At 70.3% G+C, this 16,688-nt stretch carries 21 protein-coding genes; 10 read left to right on the plus strand and 11 right to left on the minus strand.

What is annotated here, in order from left to right:
* The first annotated feature begins 44 nt into the window (after window positions 1-44).
* Window positions 45-737 (plus strand): response regulator transcription factor, encoded by a 693-nt coding sequence (locus OG370_RS13405; protein ID WP_328463886.1) that lies wholly within the window; start codon window positions 45-47, stop codon window positions 735-737.
* Window positions 738-925: 188 nt separating this feature from the next.
* Window positions 926-1,624 carry a DUF998 domain-containing protein gene (locus OG370_RS13410; RefSeq protein ID WP_328463888.1) on the plus strand — a complete coding sequence of 233 codons (699 nt, stop codon included), beginning with the start codon at window positions 926-928 and terminating at the stop codon, window positions 1,622-1,624.
* Between the two features lie 103 nt (window positions 1,625-1,727).
* Here OG370_RS13410 and OG370_RS13415 read toward each other — a convergent pair whose 3' ends face one another.
* A complete protein-coding gene (locus OG370_RS13415; RefSeq protein WP_328463890.1) occupies window positions 1,728-3,173 on the minus strand; it encodes an MFS transporter in 1,446 nt (481 codons plus the stop codon).
* A gap of 118 nt (window positions 3,174-3,291) precedes the next feature.
* On the opposite strand from OG370_RS13415, the gene OG370_RS13420 reads away from it, so the two are divergent.
* On the plus strand, window positions 3,292-4,377 hold the full coding sequence (locus OG370_RS13420; RefSeq protein ID WP_328463892.1) for an Lrp/AsnC family transcriptional regulator: 1,086 nt from the start codon (window positions 3,292-3,294) through the stop codon (window positions 4,375-4,377).
* Between the two features lie 317 nt (window positions 4,378-4,694).
* On the opposite strand, the gene era is transcribed toward OG370_RS13420, so the two are convergent.
* Window positions 4,695-5,666, minus strand: coding sequence for a GTPase Era (era, locus tag OG370_RS13425; protein WP_328463894.1), 972 nt, complete (start codon window positions 5,664-5,666; stop codon window positions 4,695-4,697).
* 296 nt (window positions 5,667-5,962) lie between these two features.
* On the opposite strand from era, the gene OG370_RS13430 reads away from it, so the two are divergent.
* Both OG370_RS13430 and OG370_RS13435 read left to right on the plus strand, forming a co-directional pair.
* Window positions 5,963-7,276 (plus strand): ammonium transporter, encoded by a 1,314-nt coding sequence (locus tag OG370_RS13430; protein WP_328474064.1) that lies wholly within the window; start codon window positions 5,963-5,965, stop codon window positions 7,274-7,276.
* Window positions 7,273-7,611, plus strand: coding sequence for a P-II family nitrogen regulator (locus tag OG370_RS13435; RefSeq protein ID WP_328463896.1), 339 nt, complete (start codon window positions 7,273-7,275; stop codon window positions 7,609-7,611). The genes OG370_RS13430 and OG370_RS13435 overlap by 4 nt, the downstream gene beginning before the upstream one ends.
* A gap of 41 nt (window positions 7,612-7,652) precedes the next feature.
* Here OG370_RS13435 and OG370_RS13440 read toward each other — a convergent pair whose 3' ends face one another.
* Window positions 7,653-8,036, minus strand: coding sequence for a cytidine deaminase (locus OG370_RS13440; RefSeq protein ID WP_328463898.1), 384 nt, complete (start codon window positions 8,034-8,036; stop codon window positions 7,653-7,655).
* Between the two features lie 114 nt (window positions 8,037-8,150).
* Here OG370_RS13440 and OG370_RS13445 point away from each other — a divergent pair, with 114 nt between their 5' ends.
* Window positions 8,151-8,345: a hypothetical protein gene (locus OG370_RS13445; RefSeq protein ID WP_328463900.1), complete on the plus strand. Its 195-nt coding sequence runs from the start codon at window positions 8,151-8,153 to the stop codon at window positions 8,343-8,345.
* Window positions 8,346-8,358: 13 nt separating this feature from the next.
* On the opposite strand, the gene OG370_RS13450 is transcribed toward OG370_RS13445, so the two are convergent.
* Window positions 8,359-10,515: a glycosyl hydrolase family 28-related protein gene (locus tag OG370_RS13450; protein ID WP_328463902.1), complete on the minus strand. Its 2,157-nt coding sequence runs from the start codon at window positions 10,513-10,515 to the stop codon at window positions 8,359-8,361.
* Between the two features lie 407 nt (window positions 10,516-10,922).
* On the opposite strand from OG370_RS13450, the gene OG370_RS13455 reads away from it, so the two are divergent.
* Window positions 10,923-11,450 carry a GNAT family N-acetyltransferase gene (locus OG370_RS13455; RefSeq protein WP_328463904.1) on the plus strand — a complete coding sequence of 176 codons (528 nt, stop codon included), beginning with the start codon at window positions 10,923-10,925 and terminating at the stop codon, window positions 11,448-11,450.
* 34 nt (window positions 11,451-11,484) lie between these two features.
* Here OG370_RS13455 and OG370_RS13460 read toward each other — a convergent pair whose 3' ends face one another.
* The 3 genes from OG370_RS13460 to OG370_RS13470 all read right to left on the minus strand — a co-directional run bounded on the left by OG370_RS13460 (window position 11,485) and on the right by OG370_RS13470 (window position 12,838).
* A complete protein-coding gene (locus OG370_RS13460) occupies window positions 11,485-12,006 on the minus strand; it encodes a hypothetical protein (RefSeq protein ID WP_328463906.1) in 522 nt (173 codons plus the stop codon).
* A gap of 128 nt (window positions 12,007-12,134) precedes the next feature.
* The gene (locus tag OG370_RS13465; RefSeq protein WP_328463908.1) at window positions 12,135-12,422 is read right to left on the minus strand and encodes a hypothetical protein; all 288 of its coding nucleotides are present in this window, start codon (window positions 12,420-12,422) and stop codon (window positions 12,135-12,137) included.
* A gap of 83 nt (window positions 12,423-12,505) precedes the next feature.
* Window positions 12,506-12,838: a winged helix-turn-helix transcriptional regulator gene (locus OG370_RS13470; protein ID WP_328463910.1), complete on the minus strand. Its 333-nt coding sequence runs from the start codon at window positions 12,836-12,838 to the stop codon at window positions 12,506-12,508.
* Window positions 12,839-12,926: 88 nt separating this feature from the next.
* Between OG370_RS13470 and OG370_RS13475 the strand changes: the two genes are divergently transcribed.
* Window positions 12,927-13,535: an NAD(P)-dependent oxidoreductase gene (locus OG370_RS13475; protein WP_328463912.1), complete on the plus strand. Its 609-nt coding sequence runs from the start codon at window positions 12,927-12,929 to the stop codon at window positions 13,533-13,535.
* 72 nt (window positions 13,536-13,607) lie between these two features.
* Window positions 13,608-14,558, plus strand: coding sequence for an aldo/keto reductase (locus OG370_RS13480; protein WP_328463914.1), 951 nt, complete (start codon window positions 13,608-13,610; stop codon window positions 14,556-14,558).
* 204 nt (window positions 14,559-14,762) lie between these two features.
* Here OG370_RS13480 and OG370_RS13485 read toward each other — a convergent pair whose 3' ends face one another.
* The 4 genes from OG370_RS13485 to OG370_RS13500 form a co-directional block, all read right to left on the minus strand.
* On the minus strand, window positions 14,763-14,969 hold the full coding sequence (locus OG370_RS13485) for a DUF397 domain-containing protein (RefSeq protein WP_328463916.1): 207 nt from the start codon (window positions 14,967-14,969) through the stop codon (window positions 14,763-14,765).
* 49 nt (window positions 14,970-15,018) lie between these two features.
* Complete coding sequence (locus OG370_RS13490; RefSeq protein ID WP_443060667.1) at window positions 15,019-15,225, minus strand: DUF397 domain-containing protein; 207 nt, start codon at window positions 15,223-15,225, stop codon at window positions 15,019-15,021.
* Window positions 15,226-15,294: 69 nt separating this feature from the next.
* Entirely contained in the window at window positions 15,295-15,504 is a 210-nt protein-coding gene (locus tag OG370_RS13495; RefSeq protein WP_328463920.1) for a DUF397 domain-containing protein, read from the minus strand.
* Window positions 15,501-16,340 (minus strand): helix-turn-helix domain-containing protein, encoded by an 840-nt coding sequence (locus OG370_RS13500; protein ID WP_328463922.1) that lies wholly within the window; start codon window positions 16,338-16,340, stop codon window positions 15,501-15,503. Before OG370_RS13500 ends, OG370_RS13495 begins: the two co-directional genes overlap by 4 nt.
* Window positions 16,341-16,444: 104 nt before the next feature.
* Between OG370_RS13500 and OG370_RS13505 the strand changes: the two genes are divergently transcribed.
* Complete coding sequence (locus OG370_RS13505; protein ID WP_328463924.1) at window positions 16,445-16,678, plus strand: hypothetical protein; 234 nt, start codon at window positions 16,445-16,447, stop codon at window positions 16,676-16,678.
* Window positions 16,679-16,688: the final 10 nt, after the last annotated feature.

The raw sequence follows: 16,688 nt of genomic DNA on the forward strand, positions 1-16,688 counted from the left end.
CCCTACTCTTGGAGACGCCTTCACACCGACCTCGGGAGTGCCCCATGACCGGTCCTGCTCGCCCCGTCAGGGTGCTGGTCTGCGACGACCAAGCCCTCGTGCGCGCCGGGTACGCGACCATCTTCGCGGCGCAGCCCGGCCTCGAAGTGGTCGGCGAGGCATCCGACGGGTCCGCCGCGGTGCGAAGCGCGGGCCGGCTGCTGCCCGACGTGGTCGTGATGGACATCCGCATGCCGGGCATGGACGGAATCGAAGCGACCCGGCGACTGGCGGGACCCGATGCCGTGGCCCCCGCGAGGGTGCTGGTGGTCACCACCTTCCACACCGACGAGTACGTCTACGAGGCGCTGCGTGCCGGGGCGAGCGGGTTCCTGCTCAAGGACGCGACGCCGAGCCAACTCGTCGACGGGGTACGCACGATCGCCGCCGGGGAGTCGCTGCTGGCACCGGCCGTGACCCGCAGGCTCATCGGCCGCTACGCCTCCCGGATCCGCCCCGCCGAGCGGTCCGGCACCCCGGACGGCGGCCCGCTCGGCTCGCTGACCCCGCGCGAACTCCAGGCGCTGCGGCTGATCGCCACCGGGCGGTCCAACGCCGAGATCGCCGAGGAACTGGTCATCAGCCGCGAGACGGCGAAGACGTACGTGTCCCGCATCCTCACCAAGCTGGATCTGCGGGACCGGGTCCAGGCGGTCGTCCTCGCCTACCGGGTGGGCCTGGTGTCCGCGCAGGACTGACCCGGTCCCGGGACAGCCCCGCCAGCCCCTCGCGGCTCCCCGTGCGGGCAGCACGGGTCCCCCGTGCGGGGGCTGCGAAGTGTCCACCCCGGGGGGACGAGCCGGGGCGGCCCCGGCTCCTAGCGTTCGGCCGGGGCGTCGGCGCAGTGCCGCGGGCCCGTCACCGGACCCAGAACGGGGACCTCTTCATGTTCCAGACCGGCATCGCCGTCGCCGCCGACCACGCACCGGCCGTCCGGAGCCGTATACGCCGCTGGGCGCGCGTCTCGATGGCGGCCCATGTCGTCTTCGTGGCGGCCTTCCTGATCGCGGCGTCCTGGCAGGGACCGCGCTACAGCGTCACCGCCCACTCGATCAGCGACATGTACGCGCAGGGGGCGCCGCACGCGGCCTTCCTCATCGTGGTCAACACCTGTTGCGGGGCCGCCGGTCTGCTGTTCGTCTCCCGTTCCCTGTGGCCGGTGCTCCGGCCCGCGGGCGGCCTGGCCCGCTTGGGATGCGTGCTGTTCAGCCTGGCGCCCTTCGGGGTCGGCGACCTCCTGACGCCCTTCGAGCGGCTGGCCTGCCGGCAGGCCGACCCGGAGTGCTCGGCGTCCGACCAACTCGCGAACAGCGGCGGCACGATGGACAACCTCCTGACCAGCGTCGGCATGGTGGCCATGGTGGCCGGGGCCTTCGTGCTGGCCTCCGCGATGAAGCGGCTGCCCCGCTGGGCCGCCTGGGTCCGGCCGGTCCGGCTGTCCGCCGCCGTCCTCCTCCTTCTCCTCGTGGCCACCGTGCTGTCCGGCCCCGCCGGCCTCGACGGACTCTTCGAACGCCTCGTGGCCGGCTTCGGCGCCGCATGCGTCATCGCCCTCGGCGCAGCAGTGCTCCGTGAGGGTGCGTGACTCTCCGAGGTGCCCCTGTCCCTGAGTCGAGAGATCACCCGCCGGTGGTGGTTTCTCGCGCAGTTCCCCGCGCCCCCTCCCCGCGCGGAGGAGCCGCACCTACTCAGGAGCGCGAGCCACCCCCGACCGCAAGGTCCCGCGACTCAGGGGCAGGGGCACCCTGGGGGGTCCCGTCACCCCGGGAGCGGCGAACCGTGAGGAAGACCAGCACCCCGCCCGCCAGCGCGGCCAGCGCACTCGCCAGGAAGATCCGGTCCAACCCGGACGCGTATCCGGCCCGCACGCTGCCGCCGTGACGCGTGACGTCCCGCAGTCGTGACGTGAAGATCGAGCCGAACAGAGCGATGCCCAGGCTCATCCCGAGCTGGCGGAAAGTGTTGACCGCGCCACCCGCCATGCCCGCGCGGTTCGGGGGCACCGCCTCCACGGCCGTGGAGACCAGCACCGGCGTCGACAGGCCGACGCCCACACCCATGACCGCGAGCCCCGCGTACAGCGAGGACGCGTGCGACCCCGCGGACACCGACTGCCACATGATGCCCGCGCCGACACCGACCAGCACCAGGCCGCCACCGACCAGCAGCGCGGGCGAGAACCGGTGGGTGTGCTTCCCGGCCGCCGCGGCCACCACGAAGGACGCCACCGCCAGCGGCATCAGCGCGAGACCACCGCGGATCGGGCTGAGGCCGAGGATGTTCTGCAACCACAGCGAGATGTAGACGAACCCGCCGAACGCGCCCGCCTGGAAGAGCACGGCGCCACCGAGCAGCCCGGAGAAGGTCGGGCGGCGCAGCAGGGACAGGTCGAGCATCGGGTGCGCGGTGGCCAGTTCGGCGACCACGAACCCGACTACGGCCAGCACGGCCAGCGCGAAGGCTCCAAGCGTCAGACCGTCGGTCCAGCCGTGGTCGCCGCCACGGATCAGCGCGTACGTCAGCGCCGCCGCGGCCACGGTGAAGAGGACCGCGCCCGGCACGTCCAGCCGTCCGGTGCCGCGCTTGCCGGCCGGCAGCACCCGCAGCGTGAGAACGATGGCGACCACCGCGATCGGCAGGTTGACCAGGAAGATCGCCTGCCAGCTGAAACCTTGCGTGAGCAGACCGCCCAGCACCGGGCCGAGCGCGGCGGCGGCACCGTTGACCGCGCCCCACACGCCGAAGGCGACACCGCGGTCGCGGCCGTGGTAGGTCGCGGCGACCAGCGCCGCAGACGTCGCGAACATCGCCGCACCGCCAACGCCCTGCACCCCCCGCCAGGTGATCAGCACGGCGGCGTTCGGGGCGAGCGCGCAGCCCAGCGAGGCGATGGCGAAGACGACCAGGCCGATCGCGTACAGCTTCCGGTGCCCGAAGAGGTCGGCGAGCGAACCCGCGGCGAGCAGCAGCGCGGCCAGCGCGAGGGCGTACATGTCCATCACCCACTGCAGGGAGGTGAAGGACGCGTGGAGGTCGGACGCCATGCTCGGCAGCGCGACGTTCACGATGGTGACGTCGACCAGCAGGATGAAGGCGCCCAGGCAGATCGCCACAAGTGGCAGCCACTTGCGCATGGGTGGGACTCCGTTCCGGTTCGCGTGATGTGATCACCTCACCATCGGGCAAACGCCGCTCCGCTCCCCAGCCAGAACCGCCTTGGCGGCGTATTTCGACAGAACCTAGGCTGTGGTGATGGAATCCGACACCGATTTCGACCCCGGTATCGACACCGACGCGCGCACGACCACCGACACCGACACCGTCTGGAGCGCGCTGGCCGGTCTCGACCTGCTCGACCGGCGCCTCGTGCACGCCCTCCAGATCGACGGGCGGGCCCCGTTCAGCCGGCTCGCGGAGGTGCTGGGCGTCTCGGACCAGACCGTCGCCCGCCGCTACGGCCGGCTGCGCCGCGAGAAGACCGTACGGGTGCTGGGCCTGGCCGACCCGTTGCGGATCGGGCTGACCCCCTGGATGGTCCGGGTGCGCTGCACGCCCGACGCGGCCGGCTCGATCGGTGCGGCGCTGGCCCGCAGGACCGACACCCGCTGGGTCAACCTGATCTCCGGCGGCACCGAGATCAGTTGCGTCACCCAGGCCGCCGCGCCCGGCCACGACGACACGCTGCTGCTCCAGAAACTCCCGCGCACCCCGCGGGTGGTGCAGGTGACCGCGCACGCGATGCTGCACATGTTCTTCGGGAAGGACCTCAGCCCGGTCAGCCGCAGCAGCGCGCTCACGCCCGACGAGATCGCCGCGCTTGCGCCCCCGGACGCGCCCGACAACCCGACCCGCGGCCCGGCCGGCGTCCCGACCGGCGCGCCCGCCGACCCCGTCCCGCTCGGTCCCGGCGACCACCTCATGTGCGACGCCCTCGCGCAGGACGGCCGCACCTCCGCCGCCGAACTGGCCGCCGTCACCGGCTGGTCGCAGAGCACGGTACGGCGCCGCCTGTCCGAACTGCGTTCCGCCGGCGTCCTCTACTACGACCTCGACTTCGGCAACGGCCTGTTCCGGTCCGAACTGCGCGCCGCGCTCTGGCTGGAGGTCGAACCGGCCCGGCTCGCCGAGGTCGGCGCCGCCCTCGCGGAGCACAGCGAGGTCGCGTTCGCGGCGGCCACCACCGGGGCGACCAACATCTACGCGTCCGTCAGCTGCAAGGACCCCGAGGCCCTCTACCGCTATCTCACCGGGCCCGTCGCCGCGTTGCCCGGCTTGCGCCGGACCGAGACCGCTCCGATCCACCGCCTCCTCAAGGGCCCCGGGCCCTACGCCGCGTAAGCGATCCCCGCCGCGAGGGTCCCGTCCCGTCCCCACCTCCACCCCGGTGGTGGGCTTGTCGCGCAGTTCCCCGCGCCCCTTCGGCTACCCGCCGTCACGGTTCCGGTCTCTTTCCCGGCCGCAGGCCGGTGGCCTGCTGAGCGCGCAGTTCCCCGCGCCCCTGGGGGGTTGGCGTTCTTTCGCGGAAGGAGCCGCACAAACTCAGGGGCGCGTGGGGATACCTCCCAGGCAAAGCTCTGGGGGAGAACTGCGCGACCAGCCCCCCCCCCACCGGCAGGTGGTCCCTCAACCGGCGGACAGGGGCACCCCGGTGGGTCCTAGAACCCCAGCTTGCGCAACTGCTTGGGGTCCCGCTGCCAGTCCTTCGCCACCTTCACATGCAGGTCCAGGAACACCGGCGTCCCCAGCAACCCCTCGATCTGCTGCCGCGACTTCGTCCCGACCTCCTTGAGCCGGGCCCCCTTGGGCCCGATGATGATGCCCTTCTGGCTGGGCCGCTCGATATAGAGGTTCGCGTGGATGTCGAGCAGCGGCTTGTCCGCGGGCCGCCCCTCGCGGGGGATCATCTCCTCGACCACCACGGCGATGGAGTGCGGCAGTTCGTCCCGCACTCCTTCCAGCGCCGCCTCGCGGATCAGCTCGGCCACCATCACCTGCTCCGGCTCGTCCGTGAGGTCGCCCTCGGCGTAGAGCTGCGGGCCCTCCGGGAGGAGCGGGACGAGCAGGTCGGCGAGGAGCCCCACCTGCTGGTCGCCGACCGCCGAGACCGGCACGATCTCGGCCCACTCCAGCCCGATCTCCTGCCCGAGCCGGTCCACCGCCATGAGCTGCCGGGCGAGCTGGTCGTGGTCGACCAGGTCGGTCTTCGTGACGATCGCCACCTTCGGCGTCTTCCTGATCCCGGCCAGCTCGCGCGCGATGTACGTGTCGCCCGGGCCGAGCTTCTGGTCGGCGGGCAGGCAGAAGCCGATCACGTCGACCTCGGCCCAGGTGGTGCGGACCACATCGTTGAGCCGCTCGCCGAGCAGGGTGCGCGGCTTGTGCAGCCCGGGGGTGTCCACGAGCACGAGCTGCGCCTCCGGCCGGTGCACGATCCCGCGGACGGTGTGCCGGGTCGTCTGCGGCCGGTTGGAGGTGATCGCCACCTTCTGGCCGACCAGAGCGTTCGTGAGGGTGGACTTGCCGGCGTTGGGACGGCCGACGAAGCAGGCGAAGCCGGACCGGTGCGGCGGGGTCGCGGTGGACCCGGCGGTTCCGTCGGAGGGGGTACGAGCGCTCATGGCCCCCATTCTCCCCGATACCGCAGAGGTGTACGGACACCGCTCGATCGAGCGGCCCCCCCGCCCCCGTACGACGCGACCCGGCGTGACACGACCCGTACGTCCCGCGGTGAGGAATCCGAAACCCGGCGGCAACAAGAAACGCCACCGAAACACGTACGCCCACGTCCGGTAACGCGCACGCCCGACGCTCGTGCTAGATCAGCGACCGAAGGGACCCCTCCGTGCTGCTCCTGCCCACCGGCCACGCCCTCCCGCCCGCCTCATCGCTCGCCGCCCCCGCCGCCGCCGCGCACCACGCGGCGATCAACGCCGGCGACACCGCCTGGCTGCTGGCCGCGACCGCGCTGGTGCTGCTGATGACGCCGGGCCTCGCGCTCTTCTACGGCGGGATGGTCCGCAGCAAGAGCGTGCTGAACATGCTGATGATGAGCTTCGTGTCGATCGCGCTGGTCACGCTGGTGTGGCTGGTGGCCGGCTACACGCTGGCGTTCGGTCCGGACGCGGGCGGGCTCGGTCTGATCGGCGACCTCAGCCACCTCGGCATGCACGGCGTCGGCCCGACCAGCGTCACCGGCCACGTGCCGACGCCGCTCTTCGCCGCGTTCGAGCTCTCCTTCGCGATCATCACGGCCGCGCTGATCAGCGGCGCGGTCGCGGACCGGGCCCGGTTCGGCGCGTGGGTGGTCTTCGTCCTGGTGTGGACGCTGGCCGTATACGTCCCCGTCGCGCACTGGGTGTTCGGCACCGGCGGCTGGGTGGTGAGCAAGCTGCACGCGCTGGACTTCGCCGGCGGCACCGTGGTCGAGGTCTGCTCCGGTGCCTCCGGGCTCGCGCTGGCGCTGGTGCTCGGGCCGCGGCTGGGCTTCCGCAAGGACGCGATGCGCCCGCACAACCTGCCGTTGGTCGTCCTGGGGGCCGGGCTGCTGTGGTTCGGCTGGTTCGGCTTCAACGCGGGCTCGGCGCTGGGCGCCAACGGCATGGCCGGCTCCGCGTTCCTCAACACCCAGGCGGCGGGCTGCGCCGGGCTGCTGGGCTGGCTGATGGTGGAGAAGCGCAGGGACGGCCACGCCACCACGCTGGGCGCCGCGTCCGGTTCGGTCGCGGGCCTGGTCGCGATCACCCCGGCCTGCGGCAGCGTGGACCTGATCGGCGCGGTCGTGGTGGGCCTGGCCGCGGGCGTGCTCTGCTCGTACGCGGTGAGCTGGAAGTTCCGCTGGGGCGTGGACGATTCGCTGGACGTGGTGGGCGTGCACCTGATGGGCGGGATCGTCGGCACCCTGCTGATCGGCCTGCTCGCCACCTCCTCCATGACCGGCGGTCCGCGCGGCCTGCTCTACGGCGGCGGCCTCGGTCAGCTCGGCCGGCAGGCGGTCGCGGTGGCCGCGGTCGGGGCGTACGCGTTCGCGGTCACGTACGGCCTCGGGCGGGCGATCGAGCGGCTGATCGGCTTCCGGGCCAGCGAGGAGGAGGAACGGACCGGCCTGGACCTGACCGTGCACGCCGAGACCGCTTACGATCACGGCGTACTCACCCACGGCATGGCGGGCGGGGCACCGTTCCCGGCGGGCGCCGGGCACTTCGGTCCGGCCGCGAAGGACAGGAGCCCACTGGCATGAAGCTGGTCACCGCCGTCATCAAGCCGTACAAGCTGGATGACGTGAAGACGGCGTTGCAGGAGCTGGGCGTGCAGGGCCTGACCGTCACCGAGGCGAGCGGTTACGGGCGGCAGCGCGGGCACACCGAGGTGTACCGCGGCGCGGAGTACCGGGTGGACCTGGTGCCGAAGGCGCGGATAGAGGTGCTGGTGGAGGACGCCGACGCGGACCTGGTGATCGACGCGCTGGTGGCGGCGGCCAGGACCGGGAAGATCGGCGACGGCAAGGTGTGGGCGGTGCAGGTGGAGACGGCGGTGCGGGTGCGGACCGGGGAGCGCGGCCCGGACGCCCTGTAGGGAACGGGCGACCGGGCGAGGTCCGTACGGTCGTCCGTTTCTCAGCCCGCGGTGACGGTGCGCCGCACCGTGCCGTCCGGGCCGGCCAGCAGCAGCGGCGTGTCCGGGCCGCCCAGGTCGCGGACGGCCGCGCGGTCGGCGTCGGCGGGCTCCTCGGCAGCGGTGACCACGGCGGCGGCCTCCAGCGACGTCGCGCCGCTGGCCACCGCCATGGCGACCGCGGTCTGCACGGCGGTCAGCCGCAGCGACGGCAGGTCCACGGTGCCGGCCACGTACGTACGGCCGGTCTCGTCGCGGACGGCGGCGCCCTCCGGCACGGCGTTGCGGGCCCGCGCGGAGCGGGCGAGCGTGAGGAGCTTGCGGTCCTCGGGGTTCTCGGGGGCTGCGGGCGGCTGCGTCTGCGGCTCGGTCATACGCGTGATCATAGGACGCCCCGCGGAGATGTCACCCTCCGTATCCACGGATGCGCGCCCAGCGACTCCCGCCTAACCTCATACATGAGCAATGCCCTCTTATGAGGAGATTGGGGTGATCCGACGATGCTGCTGCACCTCCCCCTCGTCATCGCGCTCGCCGCGGCCACGTTCTTCCTGAGCCGCAAGGCCGAACTCAAGGTGACCCACGCGCTGGCCTGCGGCGCCTTCGGCTTCTACCTCGCCGACACCAGCCTGGCCACGTCGATCCACTCGGCCAGCGCGAACATGCTCGGCATGATCGGCCACATCGGCTTCTGACGATCCCGCCCCGTCACTCACCCCGCCCGCCGTTCGACGGGTTCGACGGGGCCGCCACCGAGACCGTCACCGGGTTGGAGCGGACCTGCTTGCCGTCGATCGCGGCGCGGGCGGTGACAACGGACGTCCCGGCCCCGACCCCCGTGATCACGCCCTGGCTGTCGACCGTGGCGACGGAGGGGTCCGAGCTGGTGTACGTGACCGTTACGGATGGGCCGGTGATGTGGTCGGCGTTCAGGGCCAGGTCGTCACGGGTGACGGTCACCTCCGAGGTGGCCATGTCGGCCGTGCTGACCCGGTTGTTGAAACCGTTGTCGTAGGTGTTGTCGGCGAGGTTGACGTCCTCGGCACCGTCGAAGGTGAAGAGCGGCGCGGTGTTGTTCCGGGGCGGCGCGTCCGTGGCCAGCGCCGCGGTGCCTCCGACGTACAGCGGTTGGGCCGGCCTGCTCAGATGCAGGTGGGCGTAGTGCCGAATCCTGTTGTCGCGGAAGGTCAGGTTGCCGACGCTGCGGCCGGAGACCACCGTCGCGGAGGTGAGGTTGAAGTCGTTGTCCTCGATGAGGACGTTGCGGTGCACCGGCTGTCCTGGCGCGAACTCCGTGTTGGTGGGGTCGAAGAAGATGACCGGACTCGCCGGGCGGTCGAAGACGTTGCCGCGGATGACGACGTCCCGCACGGGTCCCGACTCGAACCAGGAGTGCGCGTCGGACGAGATGTAGATGCTGGACATGCTCATGCCGTCGAAGTGGTTGTCCTCGATCCGCACGGGCCGCCGGGAGGTGACGAGGATGCCGCGCGTGGGAATCGCCTGGAAGGTGTTGCCCTTGATCTCGACGGAGGGCGTGTAACTGATGTTCTCCGCGGCGTAGTCGCCCGGGTCGTCGGTGACGGCAGCGGGCAGGGGCCGGTCGAGCGTCACGGTCATGTTGCGCAGATACGTGTCGGGATCGGCGCCCGCGGGGACGCTGTCACCGGTAGGTCCGTCCACCGCGACCACGGTGGCCGTCGCGCCGGGCACCGTCACCATGGTGTGCGTGTTGACGAGTTCGATCTTGTCGCCGGGGTAGTACTGCGGAAAGCCCGCCGTCTCGTCGTGCATGTACCGCAGGTGCAGCCTCTTCGACCCCGCTTCCACGGCGGTCACCTGGAGATAGGTGCCGTGGATGTTGATGGGGTCGTCCTGCGGGTTGTCGAAGACGCAGTTGGTGATGCGGACGGTGCCCTTGACCCCGGACATCTGGATGTGGTCGGCGAAACTCGTGGTGATCCGCCCGGTGCTGGGATCGGTCTTGAACACGACCGAGTCGATGGTGATGTCCTTGCTGAACTGGCCGACCATGCCGAAGCCGTGGAGGTAGCCGATCCGCAGATGGTCGACGGTGACGCCGGACGACTCCCAGAACAGGGCCCCCGGGGTGTCCCGCGTGGTCTCGCGCATCGCGTAGACGTATCCGTCGTCCGCCGGGGCCGTGTCGTCGGTGTAGTCGATCCGCAGCCTGCGGTCACCCAGGTCGGTGATCTTGGCGACGTCCTCGAAGACCGGGTTCGACGTGCGCCAGGTCTTGTCGGACGAAGGGTCGTGGACCTGCGCGTAGTTGAAGGAGTCCGTGCCCGTCCAGTACGGCTTCCCGGTCACGGGGCTGCGCTCTCCGGACCACCGCACCGAGGTGCCCTCCACGGCGTAGTGGTAGGTCCGGGGCACGGTGATGACGCGGTAGGCCCTTCCGTCCGTGACACCGGTGTCGGCCACGGTGATGTCGACCGTCTTGGGCGCGACCCAGTCCTGCGAGAAGTCGGTGAACCGCACGTCGGTGGAGCGGATCGCCGCGAAGATCGTCTGGAACCCGTGGTCGAGGATCGTCGAGCCGCCGCCGTCGACCACGACGTCGTGCATGTCTTCGAGGAGGATGCCGATGTTCTTCGTCTTCAACGACTGGTCGGTACCGAGCGTGTTGCTGACGTAGAGCTCCCGCTTGGGGGTGTGCTCGGGATAGATCTGGTAGGTGCCGGGCGCGAAATGGATCGTGGTGGGACCGCCGATGCTCTTCGCATGCGCGATGGCGGCCGCGATCCCGGCCGCCGAGTCCGACTTACTGGTACGGTCCGCGCCGAAGTCCGTGACCTCGACGACGGTACGCCCGGTGTTGTCGACGTGCGCTCGGCTCGGCACAGCTCCGACGAATGATGTCCGTAGCGCCTGGCCCGCGTTCTTCTCGGTGGCGGCGGCGGGAGGCGTGAGGCAGAGGGCCGCAATGCCGCACGCTGCGGCAACGGAGGCAAGTGCCTTCAAGCGGAGGGAAGTACGAGCGGACCGCGGATGCATTGACCTCATGCCGTCCCTTTCCGAGTACCGAGCTCGACATCGGATGACTTCGACGCCATGGAAGATAGAGGTCACCCATCAGAAGGGCAAGGGAAACAACAAAATCCAACACGTGCGGTGCGGAGCAGCTCGGCGTTCTGAGGCGGTCGGGGCGGCGCCCGTGCGCAGGGTGGGCGTGGACAGGGTGGGCGTGCGTGGTGTGGGCGTGCGTAGGGTGGGCGGGCCAGCCGACGTGCCGTGATGAGGATCAGCCGATGGACAGCAGCACCCGGGTTCGTTTGATCGAGCCCGCCGACGCCGCCTCGATCGCCGCGCATCGGGTGCGGGATGTCGAGGCGTTCCGGCCGTGGGAACCGGCGCAGCCGGTCGGCTTCCTCACGGCGGAGGGCCAGGCGGAGCGGATCGAGAGGCTGCTGGCCGGACACCGGGCCGGGACGGTCTGGCCGGGCGCGGTGCTCGCCGACGACCAGGTGATCGGGCAGGTCACCGTCGGAGGCATCCTGCCGCAGCCGCACCTGCGCCGCGGCTCCGTCGGGTACTGGATCGCCACCACCGCCCAGAACCAAGGGCACGCCGGACGGGCCCTCGAACTCGTCCTGCGGGTGATGACGGACGAACTCGGCTTGCACCGGGCCGAGGCGTCCACCCATCTGGAGAACCTGCCCTCCCAACGGGTGCTGCGCCGCAACGGGTTCAGCCCGTACGGCGTCGCGCACTCCTCGATCTTCCTCGACGGCGACTGGCGCGACAGCCTGCTGTGGGAGCGGGTCCTCGGCGACTAGGGCCGGTCGTTCGGGTGTGCCGTCTCATCAAAGATCACTGGGCGACGGGGTCGTCATAGTCGTTCACAACGGTGCTGTGGCGCTCGGCGAGTGGGCCGACGCCGAGGTCCTCGCGCATGAGCATGCGCATCTTGGCGGCCGCCTTGCCGCGTGCCTCCCAGCGGGCGCGGTCCTCCGGACTGCTGACGGCGGTGCCGTCGACGTAGCCCTCGCAGATGCGTCGCAGGCAGTGGAACACATTGTTGGACGCCTTGACGACGGGTTGGGGCGCGATGAGCCACATCCGTTCGGACGCGATCGCGATGCCTGACTCCCGAAAGGCCTCGCGCAGCGCACGCGCCCGCTCGTCGTCGGAAGGGTGCTCTCGCCCGGCCAGGGCCCGCAGCGTCTCACCGAGCACTTTCACGGTGGTGGTGTACTGCGTGTATATGTCGAGCCGCAGCCGACGGGCTTCCTTGTCGTCCTCGCGCTTCCACCGGTTCCGATCCGCGATGAGGGTGGTGACGATGCCGATCGCGGCGCCGGCCAGGGTGGAGAGCAGTGGCAACCAGTCCATGCGGGCCACCTTGCGCCATCCCGTGACCACCGCACCAGGGGCTTCACGGCCGAAGCCGCACGCCGAGCGGCGCCGCTCGACGTGGAGCCGTCACCGGGTTCCCGAAACGACGTCTCCTCGGGCCGAGTTCAGCCGAGCCCGCGATGCGCGGCCCACAACTCCCCTGCCCGGGTCGCGGCGTCGGCGACCAGGGCCGCCAGTTCGGGCCTGTCGGGGACGGGGAACGAGACGTACGCGCCCCGGCCGCCGCCGACCGGTCGGCCGTACGCCTTCACGGCGAGGTGGCCGTCCGGCAGGAGGCGGACGTTGAGCGTGGTCAGCGTGAACGCCTCCCCGCGTCGGGTGTCCGTCCAGCGCAGCGCCTGCGGGATCGTGACGTTGATCGCCAGGGCACTGACTTCCAGGTCGCCGCTCACGGACGGATGCTCTCACGCGAGCCGCCGCGCGCGGGCCGCCGGCGGGGCGGGGACGGAGGGCCGTCGCCCTGGACCTGGAGCGTTCAGGGGGCCTCCCCGGAACGCTCCAGGTCCAGGGCGACGGCCCGGACCGCGTCGACGATCGGCTGGAGCTTGTGGCCGAACGGAGTGAGGTCGTAGACCGTCGACTGTTTGCTCCTCGACTCCTCGACCCGGCTGACGATGCCGGCATCTTCGAGTTTGCGCAGGCGGTTGGTCAGGGTGACCGCATTGACCTTCGGGATGGCCCGTCGAAGTTCGTTGAAGCGCATCCCCGACTCCTGGAGCGTCATCACGATCGCCAGTGTCCACAGGTCGCCGATCACCGACAGGACCTGCATGCAACGCGCCGTCTGGAGGTCGTCCGCCTGATTCATGATGCCGCCCATTTTAGCCGTCGTGCTACGCTCACCAGTAAACAATCTTTAGCGGTTTCGGGTATCCCTCAGGAGGGTGCATCCCACCATGAAGATCACGATCTTCGGCGCGACCGGCCGGATGGGGCAGTTACTGGTGCGGCGGGCCCTCGACGAGGGGCACACGGTCACGGCCTACGCCCGCACCCCCGGCAAACTCCGCGTCACGCACGCCAACCTCTCCGTCGCCCCCGGACAACTCGACGACCACGAGGCGATCCTGGAAGCGGTCCGCACCGCCGACGCCGTCGTCGAGGGGGTCGGCTCCGAGAGCGCCGCGACCCGCAGGATCATCGGTGCCATGGACACCGCGGGCGTCAAGCGCCTCGTGGTCGTGTCCACCTGCAGCGTTCCGGACCCGGCCGACCGGCCCGACCTCAAGGTCACGGCGCTCGTCCGGTTCGTCAGGACCATGGCGCCCCGGCCCTGGGCCGAGGTGCGCTCCGCGGCAGAGGCGGTACGCGCCAGCGACCTGGACTGGACACTGGTCCGCGTGGCCAAGCTCAATGACCAGCCGGCCACCGGGGACATCAAGGTCGGGCACTACGGCCAAGGGGTGGTGGGCCTCTCCCTCAGCCGAGCCGACATGGCCGCCTTCCTGCTCGGCCAAGTGACCGACGAGACCTATCTGCGCGCCGCCCCGGCGATCAGCAACTGACCGACGGCGCGGTCACCGCGGACGCGGCCGCCCCTCGATCGAGAACACGCGCGACAGGTGTTGAATGAAGTCATGTCTGATCACAAGAACTTGGGCGGGTCGGGGCTGTCCGTCGCCCCGCTGTGTCTGGGCGGAAACGTGTTCGGGTGGACGGCCGACCGGGAGCAGTCGTTCGCCGTGCTCGATGCCTACGCTGCCGCGGGCGGCAACTTCATCGACACCGCGGACTCGTACATGTACCACTTCCCCGGGAACCAGGCCGGCCAGTCCGAGAGCATCATCGGCGAGTGGGTCTCCGCCCGCGGCAACCGCGACGGCGTCGTCATCGCCACGAAGGTCGGTGACAGTCCGGAGCGCAAGGGCCTGAAGCCCGTCAACGTCAAGGCCGCCGCCGAGGACTCGCTGCGGCGTCTGGGCACCGACCGGATCGACCTGTACTACGTGCACTTCGACGACGAGTCGGTGCCGGTCGAGGACGTCGTCACCACGCTCGACGAACTGGTGCGTGCCGGAAAGGTACGCGCCCTCGGGGCGTCCAACGTCGGCCCGGCACGTCTCGACGCCATGCTTCGGTTCGCCCACCGCGAGAACCTGGCGGCCTTCACGGTTCTCCAGCCCCAGTACAACCTCGTCTCCCGCGACACCTACGAGGGCGAGCGCCGGGACATCGCCCAGCGGGACGGGTTGGCCTGCGTCCCCTACTTCGCCCTCGCCTCCGGCTTCCTGACCGGGAAGTACCGGCCCGGCCACACGGTGGACAGCGTACGCAACATGCCCGGCCTGGCAGGTGGCTACGCCGACAGCGAGCGCGGCAACACGGTCCTCGCCGCCATGGAAGAGGTCGCGGCGGCGCACGACGCCCAACTGGCCACCGTCGCCCTCGCCTGGCTGGCCCAACAGCCCACCGTGGCCGCGCCGATCGCCTCCGCGCGAACGGTGGACCAGGTGCCGGCCCTCGTCGCCCTCAAGGACCTCCGCCTCTCCGACGCCGAACTCCACGCCCTGGACGCCGCATCCGCCTGAGGACAGACCTGTGCGGCGTCGGTGCCCCAGCGCCACTGAGGCCCTGGCGGCACCCCGCCGTTCCGCGGCGCCTCACCGCAGGACGTCGATCACGCGGACGAGAACCCTGCGGTGGAGGTCGAGTTCACCGGGCTCGGTGCCCGTCACCTTGGCCGCCGGTCCAACGCGGCGGACGGTGATCCACGCCTCAGGGGTGCGACGGGATCAAACGGAGCCGAACTCACCGGACTTGACCCCAGCCACGAACGAAGCGAACGCGTCAGCCGGGAAGACCAGGGCAGGCCCCTGCGGGTCCTTGGAATCACGCACGGGGACCACACCACGCGCTTCGATCAGATTGGCCGCGACCTCAACACATGTCCCGCCGTTCTGGCTGTACGAGGACGTGAACCAACGCGGGGACTCGTCCATCGGCTGCCCTTTCGTAGCTGGCCAAACCGCGCCCCGAGGCGCGATGAGATCAAACGGAGCCGAACTCACCGGACTTGACCCCAGCCACGAACGAAGCGAACGCGTCAGCCGGGAAGACCAGGGCAGGCCCCTGCGGGTCCTTGGAATCACGCACGGGGACCACACCACGCGCTTCGATCAGATTGGCCGCGACCTCAACACATGTCCCGCCGTTGTCACTGTACGAGGACTTGAACCAACACGGGGACTCGGTCATCACGGCGCCCTCTCGGGGGGTGGCCCTGCGCCGCCCGGATGGACGGCACAGAGGATGGCTACCCCACGATCAGACGGTGCCGAACTCGCCCGACTTCACACCGGCCACAAATGACGCGAACGCATCGGCCGGGAAGACCAAGGCGGGCCCCTGGGGGTCCTTGGAGTCACGGACGGGGACCACGCCACGCGAGACGGCAAGGTTCGCCGCAACCTCAACGCAGTCGCCGCCGTTGTTGCTGTACGAGGACTTGAACCAACGTGGGGAGCCGGTCGTCACGGGGTGCCCTTTCGTAGCTGGCTGATCATGGCCACTGATGCCGCTTGCGACAGTGCTACGGCCTGGAGTTGATGGTAAGCCGTCAGCATGGGCAGCACAGACGTGCTGACGCGGTCCAGGTGTCCTTGGGCCTGGGACTCGGCGTAGCAGACCACGGATCGGTCCGCCAGCGTCAAGAGATTGACCGGCAGGTCGAACGTGCGGCGCTCGCCTATCTCGTACGGCGCCACCTGGAGCAATGTGTTGGGCAGTTCGGCGAACTCGATCAGACGGGCGAACTGGGCGTCCATGACGGCGTGCCCTCCAATGGGCCGCCGAATGCAGCTTTCGTCCATGGTCACGAACACCATGGGCGGCTTGGGTCGCACCAGCGCCGCCTGTCGCTCCGCCAGGAACGCGACGCGCTCATCTGCTTGTTCAGGGCTGATGGCACCCCGTCGCACCGCACTGTCCGCCAACACCCTTGCGTATTCGGATGTCTGCAGCAGTCCAGGGATAATCCCGATGTTGTAGAGCCGGATCTCCACCGCCCGGGCCTCGTGGCCGACGTACTGCGGAAATCCCTCCAGGAGCGAACCGCGCTGGATCTGGTACCACTGACGTTCGAAGCTTTCAGCGTCATGTGCGGTACCGAAGACCTGGTCAGCGCTCCGCGCGAACCGGAGAGTCGGAACCTTGAGGCCAGTTTCCACCGCCGAGATATGCGTACTGGAATATCCCATTGGTTCCGCGAGGTCCTTCTGCAACCAACCGCGAGCTTCCCGCAAGCTGCGAACCCGCGCTCCGAAAGCGGCTTCCGGGCCGCTCTCGGGGTCCAACTCCTTGATGTTCACCACCCTGCCACCGACCTTCCGTTCGCTCCTCACACGTTGCTGACTCCCCGACCCTAGGGGAAAGTAACGCCTCCCGGTAGTGGTTCCACTACAGAGAGGAGCGGGTCATGCTCCGGAGAGAGCCTCGGCCGAAGCCGGTGGGAGCCGTGCACACGCCTCAACTCGGCGAGCTGGTCTGGGATGACGGGCCACGTCAGCGCAACGGCGTCTACATGGGAACCGAGGGCGGCCTCCTCTTCCTGCGGCCCGAGGGCGGCGGGATCGAGTGGACGACGGCGCCCGCGAACATCAGGCCGCTCGCCCGAAGGCCCGGCCGGTCCACCGTGCGACGCGAGGCGTAGGGCACCACCA

The organism is Streptomyces sp. NBC_00448 (genome assembly GCF_036014115.1).
In the GTDB taxonomy this organism is placed as follows: Bacteria; Actinomycetota; Actinomycetes; order Streptomycetales; family Streptomycetaceae; genus Actinacidiphila.

Bases quoted from the DNA above. Each gene is read 5' to 3' on its own strand.
- OG370_RS13405 (WP_328463886.1), top strand. From the start codon at position 45: ATGACCGGTCCTGCTCGCCCCGTCAGGGTGCTGGTCTGCGACGACCAA.
- OG370_RS13410 (WP_328463888.1), top strand. From the start codon at position 926: ATGTTCCAGACCGGCATCGCCGTCGCCGCCGACCACGCACCGGCCGTC.
- OG370_RS13415 (WP_328463890.1), bottom strand. From the start codon at position 3,173: ATGCGCAAGTGGCTGCCACTTGTGGCGATCTGCCTGGGCGCCTTCATC.
- OG370_RS13420 (WP_328463892.1), top strand. From the start codon at position 3,292: ATGGAATCCGACACCGATTTCGACCCCGGTATCGACACCGACGCGCGC.
- era (WP_328463894.1), bottom strand. From the start codon at position 5,666: ATGGGGGCCATGAGCGCTCGTACCCCCTCCGACGGAACCGCCGGGTCC.
- OG370_RS13435 (WP_328463896.1), top strand. From the start codon at position 7,273: ATGAAGCTGGTCACCGCCGTCATCAAGCCGTACAAGCTGGATGACGTG.
- OG370_RS13440 (WP_328463898.1), bottom strand. From the start codon at position 8,036: ATGATCACGCGTATGACCGAGCCGCAGACGCAGCCGCCCGCAGCCCCC.
- OG370_RS13445 (WP_328463900.1), top strand. From the start codon at position 8,151: ATGCTGCTGCACCTCCCCCTCGTCATCGCGCTCGCCGCGGCCACGTTC.
- OG370_RS13455 (WP_328463904.1), top strand. From the start codon at position 10,923: ATGGACAGCAGCACCCGGGTTCGTTTGATCGAGCCCGCCGACGCCGCC.
- OG370_RS13460 (WP_328463906.1), bottom strand. From the start codon at position 12,006: ATGGACTGGTTGCCACTGCTCTCCACCCTGGCCGGCGCCGCGATCGGC.
- OG370_RS13470 (WP_328463910.1), bottom strand. From the start codon at position 12,838: ATGAATCAGGCGGACGACCTCCAGACGGCGCGTTGCATGCAGGTCCTG.
- OG370_RS13475 (WP_328463912.1), top strand. From the start codon at position 12,927: ATGAAGATCACGATCTTCGGCGCGACCGGCCGGATGGGGCAGTTACTG.
- OG370_RS13480 (WP_328463914.1), top strand. From the start codon at position 13,608: ATGTCTGATCACAAGAACTTGGGCGGGTCGGGGCTGTCCGTCGCCCCG.
- OG370_RS13485 (WP_328463916.1), bottom strand. From the start codon at position 14,969: ATGGACGAGTCCCCGCGTTGGTTCACGTCCTCGTACAGCCAGAACGGC.
- OG370_RS13490 (WP_443060667.1), bottom strand. From the start codon at position 15,225: ATGACCGAGTCCCCGTGTTGGTTCAAGTCCTCGTACAGTGACAACGGC.
- OG370_RS13505 (WP_328463924.1), top strand. From the start codon at position 16,445: ATGCTCCGGAGAGAGCCTCGGCCGAAGCCGGTGGGAGCCGTGCACACG.